This is a genomic window from Rhodococcus sp. 06-221-2 (assembly GCF_002258365.1).
Classification (GTDB): Bacteria; Actinomycetota; Actinomycetes; order Mycobacteriales; family Mycobacteriaceae; genus Rhodococcoides; species Rhodococcoides fascians.
In genome coordinates, this window is record NZ_NOYJ01000025.1 from 65,294 (window position 1) to 81,846 (window position 16,553).

17 protein-coding genes and 3 tRNA genes are annotated in these 16,553 nt (G+C 65.0%); 17 read left to right on the forward strand and 3 right to left on the reverse strand.

The window, feature by feature from the left end; all coding sequences use genetic code 11:
- Nucleotides 1-8: 8 nt before the first annotated feature.
- Together CH281_RS12945 and CH281_RS12950 are read right to left on the reverse strand one after the other, a co-directional pair.
- Nucleotides 9-79 (reverse strand) — tRNA-Cys (locus CH281_RS12945).
- 17 nt (nt 80-96) lie between these two features.
- A tRNA-Gly gene (locus CH281_RS12950) sits at nt 97-168 on the reverse strand.
- A gap of 265 nt (nt 169-433) precedes the next feature.
- Between CH281_RS12950 and CH281_RS12955 the strand changes: the two genes are divergently transcribed.
- The 9 genes from CH281_RS12955 (at nt 434) to pdxS (ending at nt 8,635) form a co-directional block, all read left to right on the forward strand.
- Nucleotides 434-505, forward strand: a tRNA-Val gene (locus CH281_RS12955).
- A gap of 147 nt (nt 506-652) precedes the next feature.
- Nucleotides 653-1,045, forward strand: coding sequence for a TIGR02611 family protein (locus CH281_RS12960; protein ID WP_094621941.1), 393 nt, complete (start codon nt 653-655; stop codon nt 1,043-1,045).
- 101 nt (nt 1,046-1,146) lie between these two features.
- Nucleotides 1,147-3,207, forward strand: coding sequence for a threonine--tRNA ligase (gene thrS / locus CH281_RS12965; RefSeq protein WP_032391465.1), 2,061 nt, complete (start codon nt 1,147-1,149; stop codon nt 3,205-3,207).
- Between the two features lies 1 nt (nt 3,208).
- A complete protein-coding gene (locus tag CH281_RS12970; RefSeq protein WP_027496935.1) occupies nt 3,209-3,763 on the forward strand; it encodes an HIT family protein in 555 nt (184 codons plus the stop codon).
- 25 nt (nt 3,764-3,788) lie between these two features.
- Complete coding sequence (gene pgsA, locus CH281_RS12975; protein WP_027496936.1) at nt 3,789-4,472, forward strand: phosphatidylinositol phosphate synthase; 684 nt, start codon at nt 3,789-3,791, stop codon at nt 4,470-4,472.
- Entirely contained in the window at nt 4,469-5,374 is a 906-nt protein-coding gene (locus CH281_RS12980) for a phosphatidylinositol mannoside acyltransferase (RefSeq protein WP_032370467.1), read from the forward strand. The genes pgsA and CH281_RS12980 overlap by 4 nt, the downstream gene beginning before the upstream one ends.
- A complete protein-coding gene (locus CH281_RS12985) occupies nt 5,371-6,495 on the forward strand; it encodes a glycosyltransferase family 4 protein (RefSeq protein ID WP_032365078.1) in 1,125 nt (374 codons plus the stop codon). The genes CH281_RS12980 and CH281_RS12985 overlap by 4 nt, the downstream gene beginning before the upstream one ends.
- Nucleotides 6,495-7,520 carry an NUDIX hydrolase gene (locus CH281_RS12990; RefSeq protein ID WP_032365079.1) on the forward strand — a complete coding sequence of 342 codons (1,026 nt, stop codon included), beginning with the start codon at nt 6,495-6,497 and terminating at the stop codon, nt 7,518-7,520. The genes CH281_RS12985 and CH281_RS12990 overlap by 1 nt, the downstream gene beginning before the upstream one ends.
- A gap of 239 nt (nt 7,521-7,759) precedes the next feature.
- Nucleotides 7,760-8,635 carry a pyridoxal 5'-phosphate synthase lyase subunit PdxS gene (gene pdxS / locus CH281_RS12995; RefSeq protein WP_094652899.1) on the forward strand — a complete coding sequence of 292 codons (876 nt, stop codon included), beginning with the start codon at nt 7,760-7,762 and terminating at the stop codon, nt 8,633-8,635.
- 22 nt (nt 8,636-8,657) lie between these two features.
- Here pdxS and CH281_RS13000 read toward each other — a convergent pair whose 3' ends face one another.
- Nucleotides 8,658-9,311, reverse strand: a complete 654-nt coding sequence (locus CH281_RS13000; protein ID WP_230591905.1) for a hypothetical protein — start codon at nt 9,309-9,311, stop codon at nt 8,658-8,660.
- Between the two features lie 40 nt (nt 9,312-9,351).
- Between CH281_RS13000 and CH281_RS13005 the strand changes: the two genes are divergently transcribed.
- The 8 genes from CH281_RS13005 (at nt 9,352) to secD (ending at nt 16,552) form a co-directional block, all read left to right on the forward strand.
- Nucleotides 9,352-10,203, forward strand: a complete 852-nt coding sequence (locus tag CH281_RS13005) for an acyl-CoA thioesterase (protein ID WP_027496942.1) — start codon at nt 9,352-9,354, stop codon at nt 10,201-10,203.
- Nucleotides 10,200-10,802: a pyridoxal 5'-phosphate synthase glutaminase subunit PdxT gene (gene pdxT / locus CH281_RS13010; RefSeq protein WP_027496943.1), complete on the forward strand. Its 603-nt coding sequence runs from the start codon at nt 10,200-10,202 to the stop codon at nt 10,800-10,802. Before CH281_RS13005 ends, pdxT begins: the two co-directional genes overlap by 4 nt.
- Nucleotides 10,803-10,890: 88 nt before the next feature.
- On the forward strand, nt 10,891-11,649 hold the full coding sequence (locus CH281_RS13015) for a YebC/PmpR family DNA-binding transcriptional regulator (protein WP_027496944.1): 759 nt from the start codon (nt 10,891-10,893) through the stop codon (nt 11,647-11,649).
- Nucleotides 11,650-11,755: 106 nt separating this feature from the next.
- Nucleotides 11,756-12,373, forward strand: coding sequence for a crossover junction endodeoxyribonuclease RuvC (gene ruvC, locus CH281_RS13020; RefSeq protein ID WP_032370470.1), 618 nt, complete (start codon nt 11,756-11,758; stop codon nt 12,371-12,373).
- On the forward strand, nt 12,370-12,975 hold the full coding sequence (ruvA, locus tag CH281_RS13025; protein ID WP_027496945.1) for a Holliday junction branch migration protein RuvA: 606 nt from the start codon (nt 12,370-12,372) through the stop codon (nt 12,973-12,975). The genes ruvC and ruvA overlap by 4 nt, the downstream gene beginning before the upstream one ends.
- 54 nt (nt 12,976-13,029) lie before the next feature.
- Entirely contained in the window at nt 13,030-14,058 is a 1,029-nt protein-coding gene (ruvB, locus tag CH281_RS13030) for a Holliday junction branch migration DNA helicase RuvB (RefSeq protein WP_045841916.1), read from the forward strand.
- 138 nt (nt 14,059-14,196) lie between these two features.
- Complete coding sequence (yajC, locus tag CH281_RS13035) at nt 14,197-14,622, forward strand: preprotein translocase subunit YajC (protein WP_027496947.1); 426 nt, start codon at nt 14,197-14,199, stop codon at nt 14,620-14,622.
- A gap of 160 nt (nt 14,623-14,782) precedes the next feature.
- Nucleotides 14,783-16,552: a protein translocase subunit SecD gene (secD, locus tag CH281_RS13040; protein WP_032365084.1), complete on the forward strand. Its 1,770-nt coding sequence runs from the start codon at nt 14,783-14,785 to the stop codon at nt 16,550-16,552.
- Nucleotide 16,553: the final 1 nt, after the last annotated feature.

The following is a 16,553-nucleotide window of genomic DNA, read 5'->3' on the forward strand; positions in this document are numbered from 1 at the left end:
CACTAGCGAGGTGGAGACGGGAATCGAACCCGTGTGCACGGCTTTGCAGGCCGTTGCCTCACCACTCGGCCACTCCACCATGGGTCGAGACCCTCGAGCGGATGACGGGATTCGAACCCGCGACCCTCACCTTGGCAAGGTGATGCGCTACCACTGCGCCACATCCGCATACCCCGGAGGCAATCACTGCTGGGCAGTTGCTGTCTCCGTGGTGCGGGGAAAACATTAACCCAACGGGAGTGAAACTCACAAATCTCGTGGTCAGCCCCAGAATTCGGGTCTCTGGCGGCTGTGAACCGTGTGAAAGATGGGGTCGGACCGAGTCCGGGGGAGTGAGGTCTGCGCTCGACACAGGCGTCGAATGCGACATGAACGAGTCGGAGCAGGCGATTCGATCCACTGCGACACCTCGTGTTAATGTTTTGCCTCGTTCGGTCCCGTGGCTCAGTGGAAGAGCGTCCGCTTCACACGCGGAAGGTCGCTGGTTCGATCCCAGCCGGGACCACAGACGGAGAAAGCCCGCACCGCTTGTCGGTGCGGGCTTTTTCGTGTTCCGTCCCGGTAATCTGACCCGGTGAGCACCGACGGATCCACGTCCCGCGAGGCGGACGGCAAGACCAGCACAGCGGACTCGAGTGGTCCGGCAGAACAGCTGGCGAAGAAGCATCGACGGTTTCGGTCTCGCATCGCCGAGAACAAGTCGCTCGATCTCGCCTACCGGATCACTGTCGGTGTCGTCGGAGCTCTGGTGTTGGCGTTGGGTGTGCTGGCCATTCCGTACCCCGGCCCCGGCTGGCTGATCGTGTTCGCAGGACTGGGCATCCTGGCCTCGGAGTTCGAGTGGGCCAAGGGCGCGCTGCGCTTCGTCCGCAAGAGGTACGACGCGTTCATGGCCTGGTTCTCGAAGCAGTCGATCGTCGTCAAGGGACTCGGCGTGTTGTTCACGACGGTCGTCGTGCTCGCAACACTGTGGCTTCTGGGCACTTTCGCGCTGGTCGGAGGTTGGTTCGGCCTCGACTGGACCTGGCTCGAGAGTCCCTTGTGACGCACGCGCCGCGCTGAGGGCCGCGCGGTGGCCCGTTGCCGATAGGCTGTCGGAGGCCTTCCTGGCCAGATGAACCGATCGAGGAGTACATCGCTGTGAGCATGCCCGTTGTCGCCGCCGTCTCGCCCGCCCGCATCTCGGTGCAGGCAGGAACGACCGCAGGTACGGCGCTACGCGACACCGGCCTGCCGAACAAGGGTCCCGACGCGATCGTCGTCGTGCGAGATCCGGAGGGCAAGCTCCGTGACCTGTCGTGGGCTCCAGACTCCGATACCGAGGTCGAGCCGGTCCCGGCGAACACCGAGGACGGGCGAAGCGTCATCAGGCACTCGGCTGCGCACGTTCTCGCTCAGGCCGTCCAGGAACTCTTCCCCGATGCCAAGCTGGGCATCGGACCGTTCATCAAGGACGGCTTCTACTACGACTTCGACGTGAAGCAGCCGTTCACCCCCGAGGATCTGACTGCACTCGAGAAGAAGATGAAGCAGATCGTCAAGGCCGGGCAGCGGTTCTCGCGTCGGGTGTACGAATCGGTGGATCAGGCCCGTGAAGAGTTGGCGAACGAGCCCTACAAACTCGAACTGATCGACGACAAGTCCGGGATCGACGATCCCGAGGTCATGGAAGTCGGCGGGGGAGAGCTCACCGCGTACGACAACCTCAATCCCCGTACCGGTGAACGCATCTGGGGCGATCTGTGCCGCGGCCCGCACATCCCCACCACCAAGTACGTGCCGGCGTTCAAGCTCACCCGCAGCTCGGCTGCGTACTGGCGGGGCAACCAGGACAACGCCGATCTGCAACGCATCTACGGCACCGCGTGGGAGTCCACCGAGGCGCTCGATGCGCATCTCGAGTTGCTCGCCGAAGCCGAACGTCGTGATCACCGCAAGCTCGGTTCCGAGTTGGACCTGTTCAGCTTTCCCGACGAACTGGGTTCCGGTCTTCCGGTGTTCCACCCCAAGGGCGGCGTGATCCGCAACGAACTCGAGAACTACTCACGTCAGCGCCACATCGAAGAGGGCTACGAGTTCGTCAACACCCCGCACATCACCAAGGGCCATCTGTACGAGGTGTCCGGTCACCTCGATTGGTACCGGGACGGCATGTTCCCGGCGATGCACCTGGACGCCGAACTCGACGAGAACGGCGACGTGCGCAAGCCCGGCCAGGACTACTACCTCAAGCCGATGAACTGCCCGATGCACAATCTGATCTTCCGCTCCCGAGGGCGCTCGTACCGCGAACTGCCGCTGCGTCTGTTCGAGTTCGGAACGGTGTACCGCTACGAGAAGTCCGGCGTCATCCACGGTCTGACCCGAGTACGCGGCATGACTCAGGACGACGCGCACATCTTCTGCACTCGCGACCAGATGCGCGACGAGCTGACTCGTGCTCTGGAATTCGTTCTCGGACTGCTCAAGGACTACGGACTCGACGACTTCTACCTCGAACTGTCGACTCGCAATCCGGCGAAGTCCGTCGGCAGCGACGAAGTTTGGGAGGAGGCGACCACCACCCTCGCCGAGGTGGCCGAGGCGTCGGGTCTGGATCTGGTGCCCGACCCGGGCGGTGCCGCGTTCTACGGTCCGAAGATCTCGGTGCAGGCGAAGGATGCGCTCGGCCGCACCTGGCAGATGTCGACCATTCAGCTCGACTTCAACCTGCCCGAGCGTTTCGAGCTCGAGTACACCGGTTCCGGTGGTACCAAGGAGCGCCCGGTGATGATTCACCGTGCCCTGTTCGGATCCATCGAGCGGTTCTTCGGTGTGCTGACCGAGCACTACGCCGGTGCTTTCCCGGCCTGGCTGGCGCCCGTGCAGGTCGTCGGAATTCCGGTGGCCGAGGTGCATCAGGACCACCTCTTCGCGGTGGTGAAGGAACTGAAGAAGCGCGGAGTCAGGGCCGAGGTCGACGCGAGCGACGACCGAATGCAGAAGAAGATCTTCAATCAAACAGCGCAGAAGGTCCCGTTCATGCTGCTGGCCGGCGAGCGCGACGTCGAAGCAGGTGCCGTCAGCTTCCGATTCCGGGACGGCACTCAGGTCAACGGGGTTCCGGTGGCGGAGGCCGTGACCGTGATCACCGAGTGGATCGCCGCGCGAAACAACGCATCACCGACCGCCGAACTCGTGCAGACCAGTACCGCCGGAGTGAGCTGACATGGAAGAACACGACGAGTCGATCGTCGCCACCGGTGCCGGTGAACCGGATCGGCTACAGCGATTGTGGACTCCCCATCGGATGTCGTATATCGCCGAGGCCCCACAGGGTTCGGCGGAGGGTTCGGCGAAGTCGACCGAGCCGTTCTCCGACATCCCGAAGATGACGGACGAGGACGGACTGGTCGTCGCGCGCGGCGAATCGGTGTATGCCGTACTCAACCTGTACCCGTACAACCCCGGCCACACGATGATCGTGCCGTACCGACGTGTCGCGGCGCTCGAGGATCTCACGCCCGCCGAGAGCTCGGAGCTGATGGCGTTCACGCAGAAGATGATTCGCGTGATCAAGCGAGTGTCGAGCCCGCACGGTTTCAATGTCGGCCTCAACCTCGGGGCGGCTGCAGGCGGTTCGCTGGCCGAGCACCTGCACCAGCACATCGTGCCGCGGTGGGGTGGTGACGCGAACTTCATCACGGTGATCGGCGGTGCCAAGGTGATGCCGCAACTGCTCCGCGACACTCGGGCCCTGCTTGCCTCGGCCTGGAACGAATGAACCACCGGCAACGGGAGCGTGCGGCGTGCTGAGCATCTTCGGCCGTGCGCCGGTCTCGAAGTTGACGGCCCCGTTGGGCCGAGCGCTCAACAGCACCGGCCTGACTCCGGACTCGGTGACAATCATCGGCACGGTCGTCACCGTGACCGCTGCGGTGACGATGTTCCCTGCCGGCTACCTTTGGTGGGGCTCGATCGTCATCACCCTGTTCGTTCTGTTCGACATGCTCGACGGTGCGATGGCTCGCGCACGCGGAGGCGGCACCAAGTACGGTGCCGTTCTCGACGCAACGTGCGACCGCGTTGCGGACGGTGCGATCTTCGGCGGCTTGGCCTGGTGGGCCGTGTATTCCGAGAACGACAAGCTACTGCTCGTTGCCACTCTCGTCTGCCTGGTCACCTCGCAGGTCATCTCGTACGCCAAAGCGCGCGCCGAGGCCAGCGGCCTGTCCGCGGACGGTGGTTGGATCGAACGACCCGACCGCCTCGTCATCGTTCTGGTCGGGGCCGGGCTCACCGGTGTCGGAAGACATTTCGACATACCGTGGCTGGACAGTCTCATCTATCCCGCAATGTGGATTCTTGCCGCGCTGAGCATCGTGACCGTGTTCCAACGAGTGCTCGCCGTCCGCGGATCCGAGGGTGCCCGCGACATCATCGTGCCGCCGGCTCCGTCGGTCTCCGACGACGGCGGTGTGGAGCCGACATGAATCTGTCGGAACGCGCGTCCGACGCCGGGTACGCCGCGGGGTGGCGTCTCGTCCGGTCGTTACCCGAGGGTGTCGCCCGTCGGTTGTTCGACCGCGGCGCGGACTTCGCCTCGTCCCGTAACGGCGGCCCGGATCAGCTGCGCCGCAATCTCGCTCGTGTGCTGGGGACCACGGCGGAGCAGGTCCCGGATGACCTGATCCGAGACAGTGTTCGCTCCTACGCCCGGTACTGGCGTGAGGCATTCCGGCTGCCGTCCATGGACCTGGCCGCTCAGGCGGCCGTCATCGATCGGTGCGTGTACGGCAAGGAACATCTCGAAGCGGCGCTCGGTGCTGGCAAGGGAGTGGTGCTCGCACTACCGCACAGCGGCAACTGGGACATGGCCGGAATGTGGTTGGTACGGACGCACGGTGGCCTGTCGACCGTGGCCGAGAGGCTGAAGCCGGAGTCGCTGTACCAACGCTTCGTGGCGTATCGCGAGAGCCTGGGATTCGAGATCTTTCCGCTCAGCGGCGGCGAGCAACCGCCCCTGCTCGCGTTGTCCGACAGACTGCGCCAGAACAAGGTGGTCTGCCTGCTCGGCGAACGAGACCTGGCCAAGCACGGAGTACCGGTGACCTTCTTCGGGGAACCGACACGAATGCCGGCGGGTGCGGCCAAGCTCGCCATCGACACCGGTGCCACGCTGCTCCCGGTACACGGCTATTTCGACGGCGACGGTTGGGGATTCGACATCTCGCCCGCGGTGGACGTCTCGCAGGGAGTAGCCGCTGCGACCCAGACGGTTGCGGATCATTTCGCCGCCGGTATCCGCGCTCATCCTGCCGATTGGCACATGCTGCAGCCGCTGTGGATGAGCGACTGGTCGGCAGAGCGCCGGGCCCGAATCGAGGGCACATGAGAATCGGCATGGTGTGCCCGTACTCGTTCGACGTGCCGGGCGGAGTGCAGGCCCACGTCCAGCAGTTGGCCGAGGTCTTCATCGAGCGCGGTCACCGGGTCAGTGTGCTGGCCCCTGCCTCGGAGGGTGTCGAGCTCCCCGAATTCGTGGTGTCTGCCGGTGAGGCGCTGGCCATTCCGTACAACGGGTCGGTCGCCCGGCTGCGATTCGGCCCGGTGACGTACTCACGGATCCGAAAGTGGATCTCGGAGAACGACTTCGACGTGCTGCACATTCACGAGCCCAATGCGCCGAGTCTGTCGATGCTCGCACTCAAGGCCGCGGACGGCCCGATCGTGGCCACGTTCCACACGTCGACCACCAAGTCTCTCGTGCTCAGCACGTTCCAGGGCGTGCTGCGGCCCTATCACGAGAAGATCAGCGGTCGGATCGCCGTGTCCGAGTTGGCGCGGCGATGGCAGGTCGAGGCGCTCGGGTCCGATGCGGTCGAAATTCCGAACGGAGTCGACGTGCCGGCGTTCGCCGACGCAGACGTGCTCGACGGCTATCCGCGTCCGGGCCGGACAGTGCTGTTCCTGGGCCGCTTCGACGAACCGCGCAAGGGAATGGCCGTGCTGCTGGGCGCGCTACCGGCCCTCGTCGAATCTCACCCCGACATCGAAATTCTCATCGTCGGCAGGGGCGACGAGGACAAGCTTCGCAAGGAAGCAGGCGCGCTGGCCTCGCATCTGACCTTCCTCGGCCAGGTGGACGACGCGACGAAGGCTTCCGCGATGCGTAGCGCCGACGTGTATTGCGCCCCCAACCTCGGCGGCGAAAGCTTCGGCATCGTTCTGGTGGAGGCGATGGCAGCCGGAACCCCCGTGGTGGCAAGCGAACTGGACGCTTTCCGTCGGGTCCTACGCGACGGCGCATGTGGCCTGCTGGTTCCGATCGACGATTCCGCGGCCCTCGCGGCAGCCGTCACCTCCATTCTGTCCGACGACGCCGTCCGCGAGCGTCTCGTCGACGCCGCCTCGGCGGCCGTGTCCACGTACGACTGGCCTGTTGTCGCCGAGCAGATCCTGCGCGTGTACGAGACGGTCACCCTCGGCGGACAGAAAGTGCGAGCCGCGAGCTGATGACACTGTCTGCCGTCACCATCCTGGTTCTCGGACTGATCGCGGTTCTGATCCTCGTCGTCGGGCTGTGGGCCTACGGAACCGCCAACCGACTCGATCGGCTCCACGTTCGCACCGACCTCGCCTGGCAGGCCCTCGACGCCGCACTCGCGCGCCGAGCCGTCGTCGCGCGAGCCGTGTCGGCCGCCACCCGGGGCTCGGTGTCGTCGAGCAAAGAGCTTGCTGCACTGGCAGATCGAGCCGAACGCGCCGACCGGTCGCAGCGGGAGGAAGCGGAGAACGCGGTGTCCATGGCACTCGCCGTCGTCGAACCGGCCGCTCTGCCACCACAACTTGTCGCCGAACTCGCCGACGCGGAAGCACGCGTGTTGATCGCACGACGCTTCCACAACGACGCCGTCCGAGACACCCTCGCTCTACGGGTACGCCGTCCGGTCCGGTGGCTGCATCTCGGCGGCACCGCCGCCCTGCCGTCGTACTTCGAGATCGCGGAGCGCTCGGCCGCGGCAACGTTCGGTAGTGAGACTCGGGCGACGCCGCGTACCTCTGCGCGGGTGGTGTTGCTCGACGAGCGTGGCCGTGTCCTGCTCCTGCGTGGACACGACCCCACGGTGCCCGAGACGTTCTTCTGGTTCACCATCGGAGGTGCGGTCGAAAAGGGGGAGTCCCTTCGCGAGGCAGCGGTACGCGAAGTGCACGAGGAGACCGGCCTGACCGTCGACGCGTCTGACCTGCGCGGACCGCTGTGGCGTCGAGTTGCGACCTTCCCGTTCAACGGAACGTTGATCCGGTCCGAGGAACTGTTCTTCGCGCATCGGACGCAGGAGTTCGAGCCCGAGAGTGCCGGGTTCACGGACTTCGAGCGACGAACCGTCACCGGGCATCGCTGGTGTACCGAGGCAGACATCCGGGCGCTGAGTGCGGTCGGCGAAAACGTGTATCCACAGGATCTGGCCGAACTTCTCGACGAGGTCAACGTAGCGCTCGCGCGACGCGGCGACCCGGACGTCAGGGCCATCCGCTGACAATCTGGACCTTTCCGACCAGTCCAGCAATCGTCAAGTGGTTATGGGAAACGACGCGGTAGCGGCCTACAGTTCTGGGCGCGTCGCCGCGCCGGCCCGCCCCTTCGCGGGCAGGGCAGCGGCTCTGCGCGAAGATCCGGACTGCCGAGAACACAGGAGTTGGCTTGAGTACCCCACACGCCCCCAATTCGCCCGCTGCTTCCACTGGATCCGCTGACGGCGGGTCCAACGAGAACGGAATCGGCACCGCTCGCGTCAAGCGCGGTATGGCCGAGATGCTCAAGGGCGGCGTCATCATGGACGTGGTCACCGCAGACCAGGCAAAGATCGCCGAGGATGCCGGTGCCGTTGCCGTCATGGCGCTCGAGCGCGTTCCCGCCGACATCCGCGCGCAGGGCGGGGTGTCGCGGATGAGCGATCCGGACATGATCGACAGCATCATCTCCTCGGTCAGCATTCCGGTGATGGCCAAGGCCCGCATCGGGCACTTCGTCGAGGCGCAGATCCTGCAGAGCCTGGGTGTCGACTACATCGACGAGTCCGAGGTCCTCACCCCGGCCGACTACGCCAATCACATCGACAAGTGGAATTTCACCGTTCCGTTCGTGTGTGGTGCCACCAACCTGGGTGAAGCACTGCGTCGAATCACCGAGGGCGCAGCCATGATTCGCTCCAAGGGCGAGGCCGGCACCGGCGACGTCTCGAACGCGACGACCCACATGCGCAAGATTCGCGACGAGATTCGCCGTCTCACATCACTTCCCGAAGACGAGCTGTACGTCGCGGCGAAGGAACTGCAGGCTCCGTACGATCTCGTCGTCGAGATCGCCCGTGCCGGAAAGCTGCCCGTCACGTTGTTCACCGCCGGCGGCATCGCCACCCCGGCCGACGCGGCGATGATGATGCAACTCGGTGCCGAGGGAGTGTTCGTCGGATCGGGAATCTTCAAGTCCGGCAACCCGAAAGAACGTGCCGAGGCAATCGTCAAGGCCACTACCTTCTTCGACGACCCGGATGTCCTCGCCAAGGTCTCCCGTGGACTCGGCGAGGCGATGGTCGGCATCAACGTCGACGACCTGCCCGTCGCGCACCGGCTCGCCGAGCGCGGTTGGTGACCGTCCTCTTCCGGTTGCGTAGCTACTGACTGCGCTCCAGTGCCGGGCGGTCCGGATGGTCCCACCGGACCGCGAAGTCCGGCCGCTCGGCGTAGTCGTCGATCGCGTCGTAGTACTCGAGCAGTGCCGTGCAGGTCCATTGGTCGGCCGTGTCGGTTCTCCGACGCAGCGCACCCTCGGACAACCGCAACTGCACTCGAAGATCGACGTCCAGTCCTCGGCCCAGCAGCATCGGGCCGGCAATCAGGACTATGTGATTCGGCGCGGCCTCGACGGTACGAGCGCGGGCGGATCGATCGGTTGCCTCATCCCACAGACGCGGCAGATAGTGACCTCGGCCACCGGAACGCAGCGGCGCGATGACCTCGCGGATCACGGCATCGTAGTCGAACCACACAGTGCGGTAGCTCAATTCGTCCGTTCGCGAATACTCGAATCGAATGGACGCCGGCCGGACGTAATCGTGCAGGTCGACGACGTCGGCAGGCCTGCCCTGTGCGCGGGCGTGTTCGGCTGTGCGAGTGGCGAACTCGACCGGCTTCGCGGCGTCGGCACCGTCGACGACAACGATCGTTCGCGACCCGGCGGGGCACGCATCGACGATCGACCTGGTCAGAAGATCGGGAAATATCGGTATCGGTTGACCCACACCGACCATCTTGCCTGGTCCACTCATTGTTAGCCTGAGCCGTTGTCACAGAAAGGTGGACACAGCCATGGCCAGCATCGAGGACATTCTCGAATTGGAACGAATCGAGAACGACATCTATCGGGGACGCACGTTCCCGAGCCGGCTGCCGCGGACGTTCGGCGGCCAGGTTGCCGGCCAGGCGCTCGTCGCGGCCGTGCGAACCGTGGCACCCGAGTTCCGCGTGCATTCGCTGCACGGCTACTTTCTCCGGCCGGGTAACCCGAACGAGCCGGCCGTGTTCATGGTCGATCGTATTCGGGACGGCCGGTCGTTCTGCACCCGTCGAGTGACCGGAATTCAGCACGGCAAGGCCATCTTCACGATGTCCGCCTCGTTCCACGGCGACGACGACGGGATCTCCCATCAGGACCTCATGCCCGAGGTGGTCGGACCGGAATCGTTGCCCGACCCGACCACTCTGGCGGAGTACGACACCTCCTACTACAAGGAGTGGTCCGAATGGGACATCCGTCTCATTCCCGACGATCAGACCGTCAAGCATCCCAGTTTCGCTGCGCAGCAACGGGTCTGGTTCAGGTACCGCGACACGCTGCCCGACGATCAGGTGTTCCATGTCTGCGCGCTCGCCTACATGAGCGACATGACGCTCATCGGATCGGCCAAGGTGCCGCACCCGGACGCCGTCACGCAGACGGCCTCCCTCGATCACGCGCTGTGGTTCCTCAGGCCGTTCCGAGCGGACGAATGGCTGCTCTACGACCAGACGTCGCCGTCCGCTGATTTCGGACGAGCACTGGCACAGGGGCGAATCTTCGACATCTCCGGTCGTATGGTCGCCGCCGTCGTCCAAGAGGGACTGATGCGCTTCGAGCGGGACACCTCGAAGCCACACGTCGATCCCTTCGGATTGAAGTGACGCCGCCGACGATCGGCGTACTCGCACTGCAGGGCGATGTTCGCGAGCACTTGGCCGCACTGGAGTCGAGCGGTGCGCACGGAATCACCGTGCGGAGGCCGGACGAACTCGCCCGAATCGACGGGTTGATCATTCCCGGCGGCGAATCCACGACGATGAGCACTCTGCTCGGTGTATTCGATCTGCTCGGGCCGCTGCGCGCTCGTCTGGCCGAGGGTATGCCCGCGTACGGATCGTGCGCGGGGATGATCCTGTTGGCGTCGGACATTCTCGACACCAGGCCCGACGCGGAACACCTCGACGGTCTCGATATCACCGTGCGCCGCAACGCTTTCGGCCGACAGGTCGACTCGTTCGAGACCGATCTCGAATTCGCCGAGATCGAGGGCGGACCGATGCGCGCAGTGTTCATTCGTGCGCCTTGGGTCGAGCGTGTCGGTGCGGACGTCGAAGTACTCGCCACCGTCCCGAACGGGCCAGCTGCGGGCCGCGTGGTTGCCGTGCGGCAGAACCGAGTGCTGGCCACCAGCTTCCATCCCGAGGTCACCGGAGACGATCGAGTGCACCGACTCTTCGTGGACATGGTGCGCAGCGCGTAGAAACCCGTAATCGCCGGTTGGGGCGGAGCGATGACACGGGCGAGTAAAGTCGACAACACCGAATTCGAGCAGGAAGGGGCTCTATCGCATGAGCGGCCACTCAAAATGGGCCACCACCAAGCACAAGAAGGCGGTGATCGACGCCCGACGCGGCAAGTCGTTTGCCAAGCTCATCAAGAACATCGAGGTGGCGGCCCGCACGGGTGGTGGTGACCCCACGGGCAACCCGACGCTCTACGACGCAATCCAGAAGGCGAAGAAGACGTCGGTTCCCAACGACAACATCGAACGTGCGCGCAAGCGCGGAGCCGGCGAAGAAGCGGGCGGAGCCGACTGGCAGACCATCATGTACGAGGGTTACGGCCCCAACGGTGTCGCCATCCTCATCGAGTGCCTCACCGACAACCGCAATCGTGCAGCAGGCGAGGTTCGAGTAGCAATGACTCGAAACGGCGGAAACATGGCCGATCCGGGTTCGGTGTCCTACCTCTTCTCACGCAAAGGCGTCGTGACGCTCGAGAAGAACGGACAGAGCGAGGACGACGTGTTGATGGCGGTTCTCGAGGCCGGTGCCGAGGAAGTGAACGACAACGGCGACACGTTCGAGATCGTCAGTGAGCCGACCGATTTGATCGCAGTGCGTACCGCACTGCAGGACGCGGGCATCGACTACGACTCCGCGGAGGCGAGCTTCCAGGCTTCGGTCAACGTCCCGGTGGACGCGGACGGAGCGCGCAAGGTCTTCAAGCTGATCGACGCCCTCGAAGACAGCGACGACGTGCAGAACGTCTGGTCCAACGTCGACCTGTCGGACGAGGTCATGGCCGAACTGGACGACGAGGACTGACCCGGTCCTTTTGCTCACGGTGATCGACCGGGTGTCGTAGCCCTGATCCGTCGGTGCGCTCCGCTACGCTATCGAACAACAGTTCGTAAGCGGAAGGTGTGGTGGCGTGCGGGTGATGGGTGTCGACCCCGGTCTCACCAGGTGTGGGCTCAGTTTGATCGAGGGAGGCGTCGGTCGCACAGTCGTCGCTCTCGACGTGGATGTGGTCCGGACTCCCGCCGACATGGATCTCGCGCAGCGTCTGCTGCGGATATCCGAAGCAGCGGAATACTGGCTCGATACACACAAGCCGTCGGTCGTGGCGATCGAGCGAGTGTTCGCTCAGCACAACGTACGGACGGCCATGGGCACCGCGCAGGCAGGCGGCGTCATCGCACTGGCTGCGGCCCGGCGCGGTATCGACGTCTGCTTCCACACTCCCAGTGAGGTGAAGGCAGCCGTCACCGGCAACGGTTCGGCCGACAAGGCGCAGGTCACCGCCATGGTCATGCGCATTCTCGGGCTGCAGACCGCGCCGACTCCCGCTGATGCCGCAGATGCGTTGGCTCTGGGTATCTGTCACTGCTGGCGCGCCCCGATGATCGCCCGGATGGCCAAAGCCGAGGCGATGGCCGCCGAACAGAAGCGCAAGTACGACGCGCGTCTGGCCGAGGAACGCAAAGCTCGCGCCGCCGTGGCGCGCAAAATCGAGAAACTGGCCAAGAAGGAGGCGGGCGCACGGTGATCGCATCCATTCGCGGGTCGGTGATCGACATCGCTCTCGATCACGCAGTACTCGAGGCGGCCGGTGTCGGATATCGCGTCAATGCCACACCGGCGACGTTGGCGACGCTGCATCGGGGGAGCGAGTCCACTCTGCTCACCACCATGATCGTTCGCGAGGACTCGCAAACGCTGTACGGGTTTCCCGACAAGGAATCACGTGAGCTGTTCGAGCTGCTGCTCACGGTGTCCGGAGTCGGGCCACGAATTGCGATGGCCACACTTGCGGTACACGAACCCGACTCCCTGCGAACAGCTTTGGCGGACAGCGACATCGGGGCCCTCACCAGAGTTCCCGGTATCGGCAAGCGCGGGGCCGAGAGGATGGTGGTCGAGCTGCGAGACAAGGTCGACGCCGTTGTCGGCCGCGCCGGCAGTTCCGCGGTGCCCGGTTCCGGGGCCGGCAACTCGATGCGCGATCAGATCGTCGAAGCCCTGATCGGTCTCGGATTTCCGGCGAAGCAGGCCGAGGAGGCCACCGACGCGGTACTCGCACAGCAGCCCGAGGCCACGACGTCCACCGCACTGCGGGCCGCGTTGGCGTACCTCGGTAAGTCCAGGTAGGTCGGCGTGACCGAGGACGACGAGTTCGGGGAATCCCAGGTCGGTGCGGAGGCCATGTCCGACGACCTCGACATCGAGACCAGTCTGCGTCCGAAGAACCTCACCGATTTCATCGGTCAGCCTCGGGTGCGTGAGCAACTGCAGCTGGTGCTCTCGGGGGCGAAGATGCGCGGCGGCACCCCCGATCACATCCTGATGTCGGGTCCGCCCGGCCTGGGAAAGACCAGCATGGCGATGATCATCGCCGCGGAACTCGGCACGTCACTGCGGTTGACCTCCGGGCCCGCCCTCGAGCGTGCGGGCGATCTGGCCGCGATGCTCAGCAACCTCGTCGAAGGGGACGTGCTGTTCATCGACGAGATTCATCGGATCGCCCGGCCGGCCGAGGAAATGTTGTATCTGGCCATGGAGGACTTCCGTGTCGACGTGATCGTCGGCAAGGGGCCGGGAGCGACATCCATTCCCTTGGAGGTCGCCCCGTTCACTCTCGTCGGTGCGACCACCCGGTCCGGCGCGCTCACCGGACCGCTGCGCGACCGCTTCGGGTTCGTGGCGCACATGGATTTCTACGAGCCGAGTGAACTCGAACGAATTCTGATGCGATCCGCCGGGATTCTGGGTGTCCCCATCGACCGTGACGGCTGCGCCGAGATCGCAGGACGCTCGCGTGGCACACCCCGAATCGCGAACCGACTGCTGCGCCGAGTTCGCGACTACGCGGACGTGCGCGGGGACGGCACCGTCACCCAGGACACCGCCAAGGCCGCGCTCGTGGTCTACGACGTGGACAAGCTCGGACTGGATCGCCTCGACCGTGCCGTCCTCAGCGCGCTGATCCGAAGTTTCGGCGGGGGACCGGTGGGAGTGTCCACTCTCGCTGTCGCCGTCGGCGAGGAGCCCTCGACGGTCGAGGAAGTGTGTGAGCCGTTCCTGGTACGGGCCGGGATGATCGCCCGCACGCCGCGCGGTCGCGTCGCCACCGCCGCCGCCTGGCACCACCTCGGTCTCACCCCACCGCCGGACCTCGCAGTCGGGGGAATTTCGGTGCGATCGGCCGAGGTCCAGCAGGGATTATTCGAGTGAAACGGCCGCAACACGAGACGAACGGACCGAGCGGGCCACAGGTGATGGCACACTGGGTAGCTGCGAGGCCCGCACCAGCGATGTTCTCGCACGAGACAATGACGATTATCGAACCGAACTTCGAGGACTGACCTTCCGATGGATTTGCTGTTTCCGCTGCTGATCGTGGCCCTTCTGGTACCGCTGTTTCTCAACGCGCGCCGACAGAAGAAGGTGCTGGCCAAGACCACGGAAATGCAGGACTCGCTGAAGGTCGGCGACGAGGTCGTCACCACCGCAGGCCTGTATGCACGAGTGGTCCTGGTCGAGGACGACACGATCGACCTCGAGATCGCCGACGGCGTCATCACGACGTGGTCACGCGCCGTCGTGCGTGAGGTTCTGCCCGACGACACCGAGTTCGACGACGGCGAGTCGGACGAGAACACCTTCGATTCGGTGCCCGGCGCCGGCACCGCCGCGGTCGGCCCCACCGAGCCGGCAGCTCCGTCGCTGCACAAGGACGTCGGGAACCCCGCCGACGAAACCGTCGAGCAGACGACGAAGCGCCTCGAAAAAGAGTGACGTAACGAAGATCCGAACCGCTGTCGGAGACACAATCCGGCAGCGGTTTCGTCTGCGGTGAGCGTCGTGGTGCACAATCGCACCGCCCGCCGCTGACACAACGAGGCACGAGCCAACAGGAACAGACACTTTTCCACCGCCCAGAGGAGAATCACACACCGTGGCACCTTCCAGCGGATCGGTGCATCCCGCCCGCTATCTCGCCGTCTTCGCGGTGCTGATGGCGGCGGTGTATGCCCTGGTCTTCTTCACCGGAGACAAAGACCCCTCGCCGAAGTTGGGAATCGACCTGCAGGGCGGCACGCGAGTGACGCTGACTGCACGCACGCCCGACGGGAATGCGCCGTCGCAGGACAGCCTCAAGCAGGCGCAGCAGATCATCGAGACCCGCGTCAACGGTCTCGGCGTGTCCGGTTCCGAGGTGGTCATCGACGGCGACAATCTCGTCATCACGGTGCCCGGTGACGACAGCTCTCAGGCGAGAACTCTGGGGCAGACCGCTCGACTGTTCATTCGTCCGGTGGTGGGGTCGGTTGCACCATCCGCAGGCCAGGCGACGCCGGGTTCTCCGCAGACCCCGACGGACCCGGCTGCGCCGGCAGATCCGGCGACAGCCGTCGATCCTGCTGCTCCAGCTGCTCCGCAGAGTCGGGTGTTTCCGGCGCAGGATCCGACGACGGTAGACCCGACCCCCGCTCCGACAACCGGTGCTCCGGCCTCGGACGCACCCGCGACGGACGCCCCGACCTCGAGTGATCCCGCCGAAAACGCGTCGCTGTCCGACGCCGATCGCGCAGCCCAGGAGATCGCCGACGCGAAGGCGCTTCGTCAGAGCGAGGATCAGCAGATACAGCAGCTCGCCATGCAGTCGCTCGATTGCAACGCCGCGGACCCGCTTGCCGGCAACGACGATCCTGCACTCCCGCTCGTGGCCTGCTCCACCGACGGAACAGCTGTCTACCTTCTCGGTCCGACGATCATCGACGGTCAGCAGATCGCCGACGCGACGTCGGGATTCGACAACCAGCAGGCTCAGTTCCAGGTGAGCCTGACGTTCGATTCCGAGGGGTCGAACACCTGGGCGCAGTTCACGGCTGCGAACCTGCAGAAGCAGGCCGCATTCGTACTGGACTCGAAGGTGATCAGCGCGCCGGTCATTCAGGGTGCCACTCCCGCCGGTAGTGCCACGTCGATCACCGGCAACTTCAACGCGCAGAGCGCTTCCGAACTGGCCAACACGCTCAAGTACGGTTCGCTGCCACTGTCGTTCGTGTCCTCCGAGGCCGAAACGGTCTCGGCCACATTGGGATTGGCGTCACTCGAAGCAGGCCTGATCGCCGGTGCCATCGGCTTGGCACTCGTGCTGGTCTACTGCCTGCTGTACTACAGAGCCCTCGGCCTGCTCACGGCTCTGTCGTTGGCGCTGGCCGGGCTCGTCGTCTACGGCATTCTGATCCTGCTCGGCAGGTGGATCAGCTTCACCCTCGACCTCGCCGGCATCGCCGGCCTGATCATCGGTATCGGTATGACCGCGGACTCTTTCGTGGTGTTCTTCGAACGCATCAAGGACGAGATTCGCGAGGGCCGCAGCTTCCGATCAGCAGTGCCCCGCGGTTGGGCCCGCGCACGCAAGACCATCCTGTCCGGGAACGCGGTCAGCTTCATCGCCGCTGCCGTTCTGTACGTACTGGCAGTGGGTCAGGTGCGCGGCTTCGCGTTCACCCTGGGACTGACGACCATCCTCGACGTCATCGTCGTGGTGCTGGTGACGTGGCCGCTGGTGAATCTGGCGTCGAAGTCGAAATTCTGGTCCAAGCCGTCCGTCAACGGTCTCGGCGCGGTCCAGCAGATCGCGCTCGAACGAAAGCGCGCCGCCAACAAGGCAGTCGCCGTCAAGACCGGCGCCGCGTCGCCGTCGAAGGAGGCATGAC

Excerpts from the sequence above, each read along its gene's own strand:
- thrS (WP_032391465.1), top strand. The coding sequence starts at position 1,147 with ATGCCCGTTGTCGCCGCCGTCTCGCCCGCCCGCATCTCGGTGCAGGCA.
- CH281_RS12970 (WP_027496935.1), top strand. The coding sequence starts at position 3,209 with ATGGAAGAACACGACGAGTCGATCGTCGCCACCGGTGCCGGTGAACCG.
- CH281_RS12980 (WP_032370467.1), top strand. The coding sequence starts at position 4,469 with ATGAATCTGTCGGAACGCGCGTCCGACGCCGGGTACGCCGCGGGGTGG.
- CH281_RS12985 (WP_032365078.1), top strand. The coding sequence starts at position 5,371 with ATGAGAATCGGCATGGTGTGCCCGTACTCGTTCGACGTGCCGGGCGGA.
- CH281_RS12990 (WP_032365079.1), top strand. The coding sequence starts at position 6,495 with ATGACACTGTCTGCCGTCACCATCCTGGTTCTCGGACTGATCGCGGTT.
- CH281_RS13000 (WP_230591905.1), bottom strand. The coding sequence starts at position 9,311 with ATGAGTGGACCAGGCAAGATGGTCGGTGTGGGTCAACCGATACCGATA.
- CH281_RS13005 (WP_027496942.1), top strand. The coding sequence starts at position 9,352 with ATGGCCAGCATCGAGGACATTCTCGAATTGGAACGAATCGAGAACGAC.
- CH281_RS13015 (WP_027496944.1), top strand. The coding sequence starts at position 10,891 with ATGAGCGGCCACTCAAAATGGGCCACCACCAAGCACAAGAAGGCGGTG.
- ruvB (WP_045841916.1), top strand. The coding sequence starts at position 13,030 with ATGTCCGACGACCTCGACATCGAGACCAGTCTGCGTCCGAAGAACCTC.
- yajC (WP_027496947.1), top strand. The coding sequence starts at position 14,197 with ATGGATTTGCTGTTTCCGCTGCTGATCGTGGCCCTTCTGGTACCGCTG.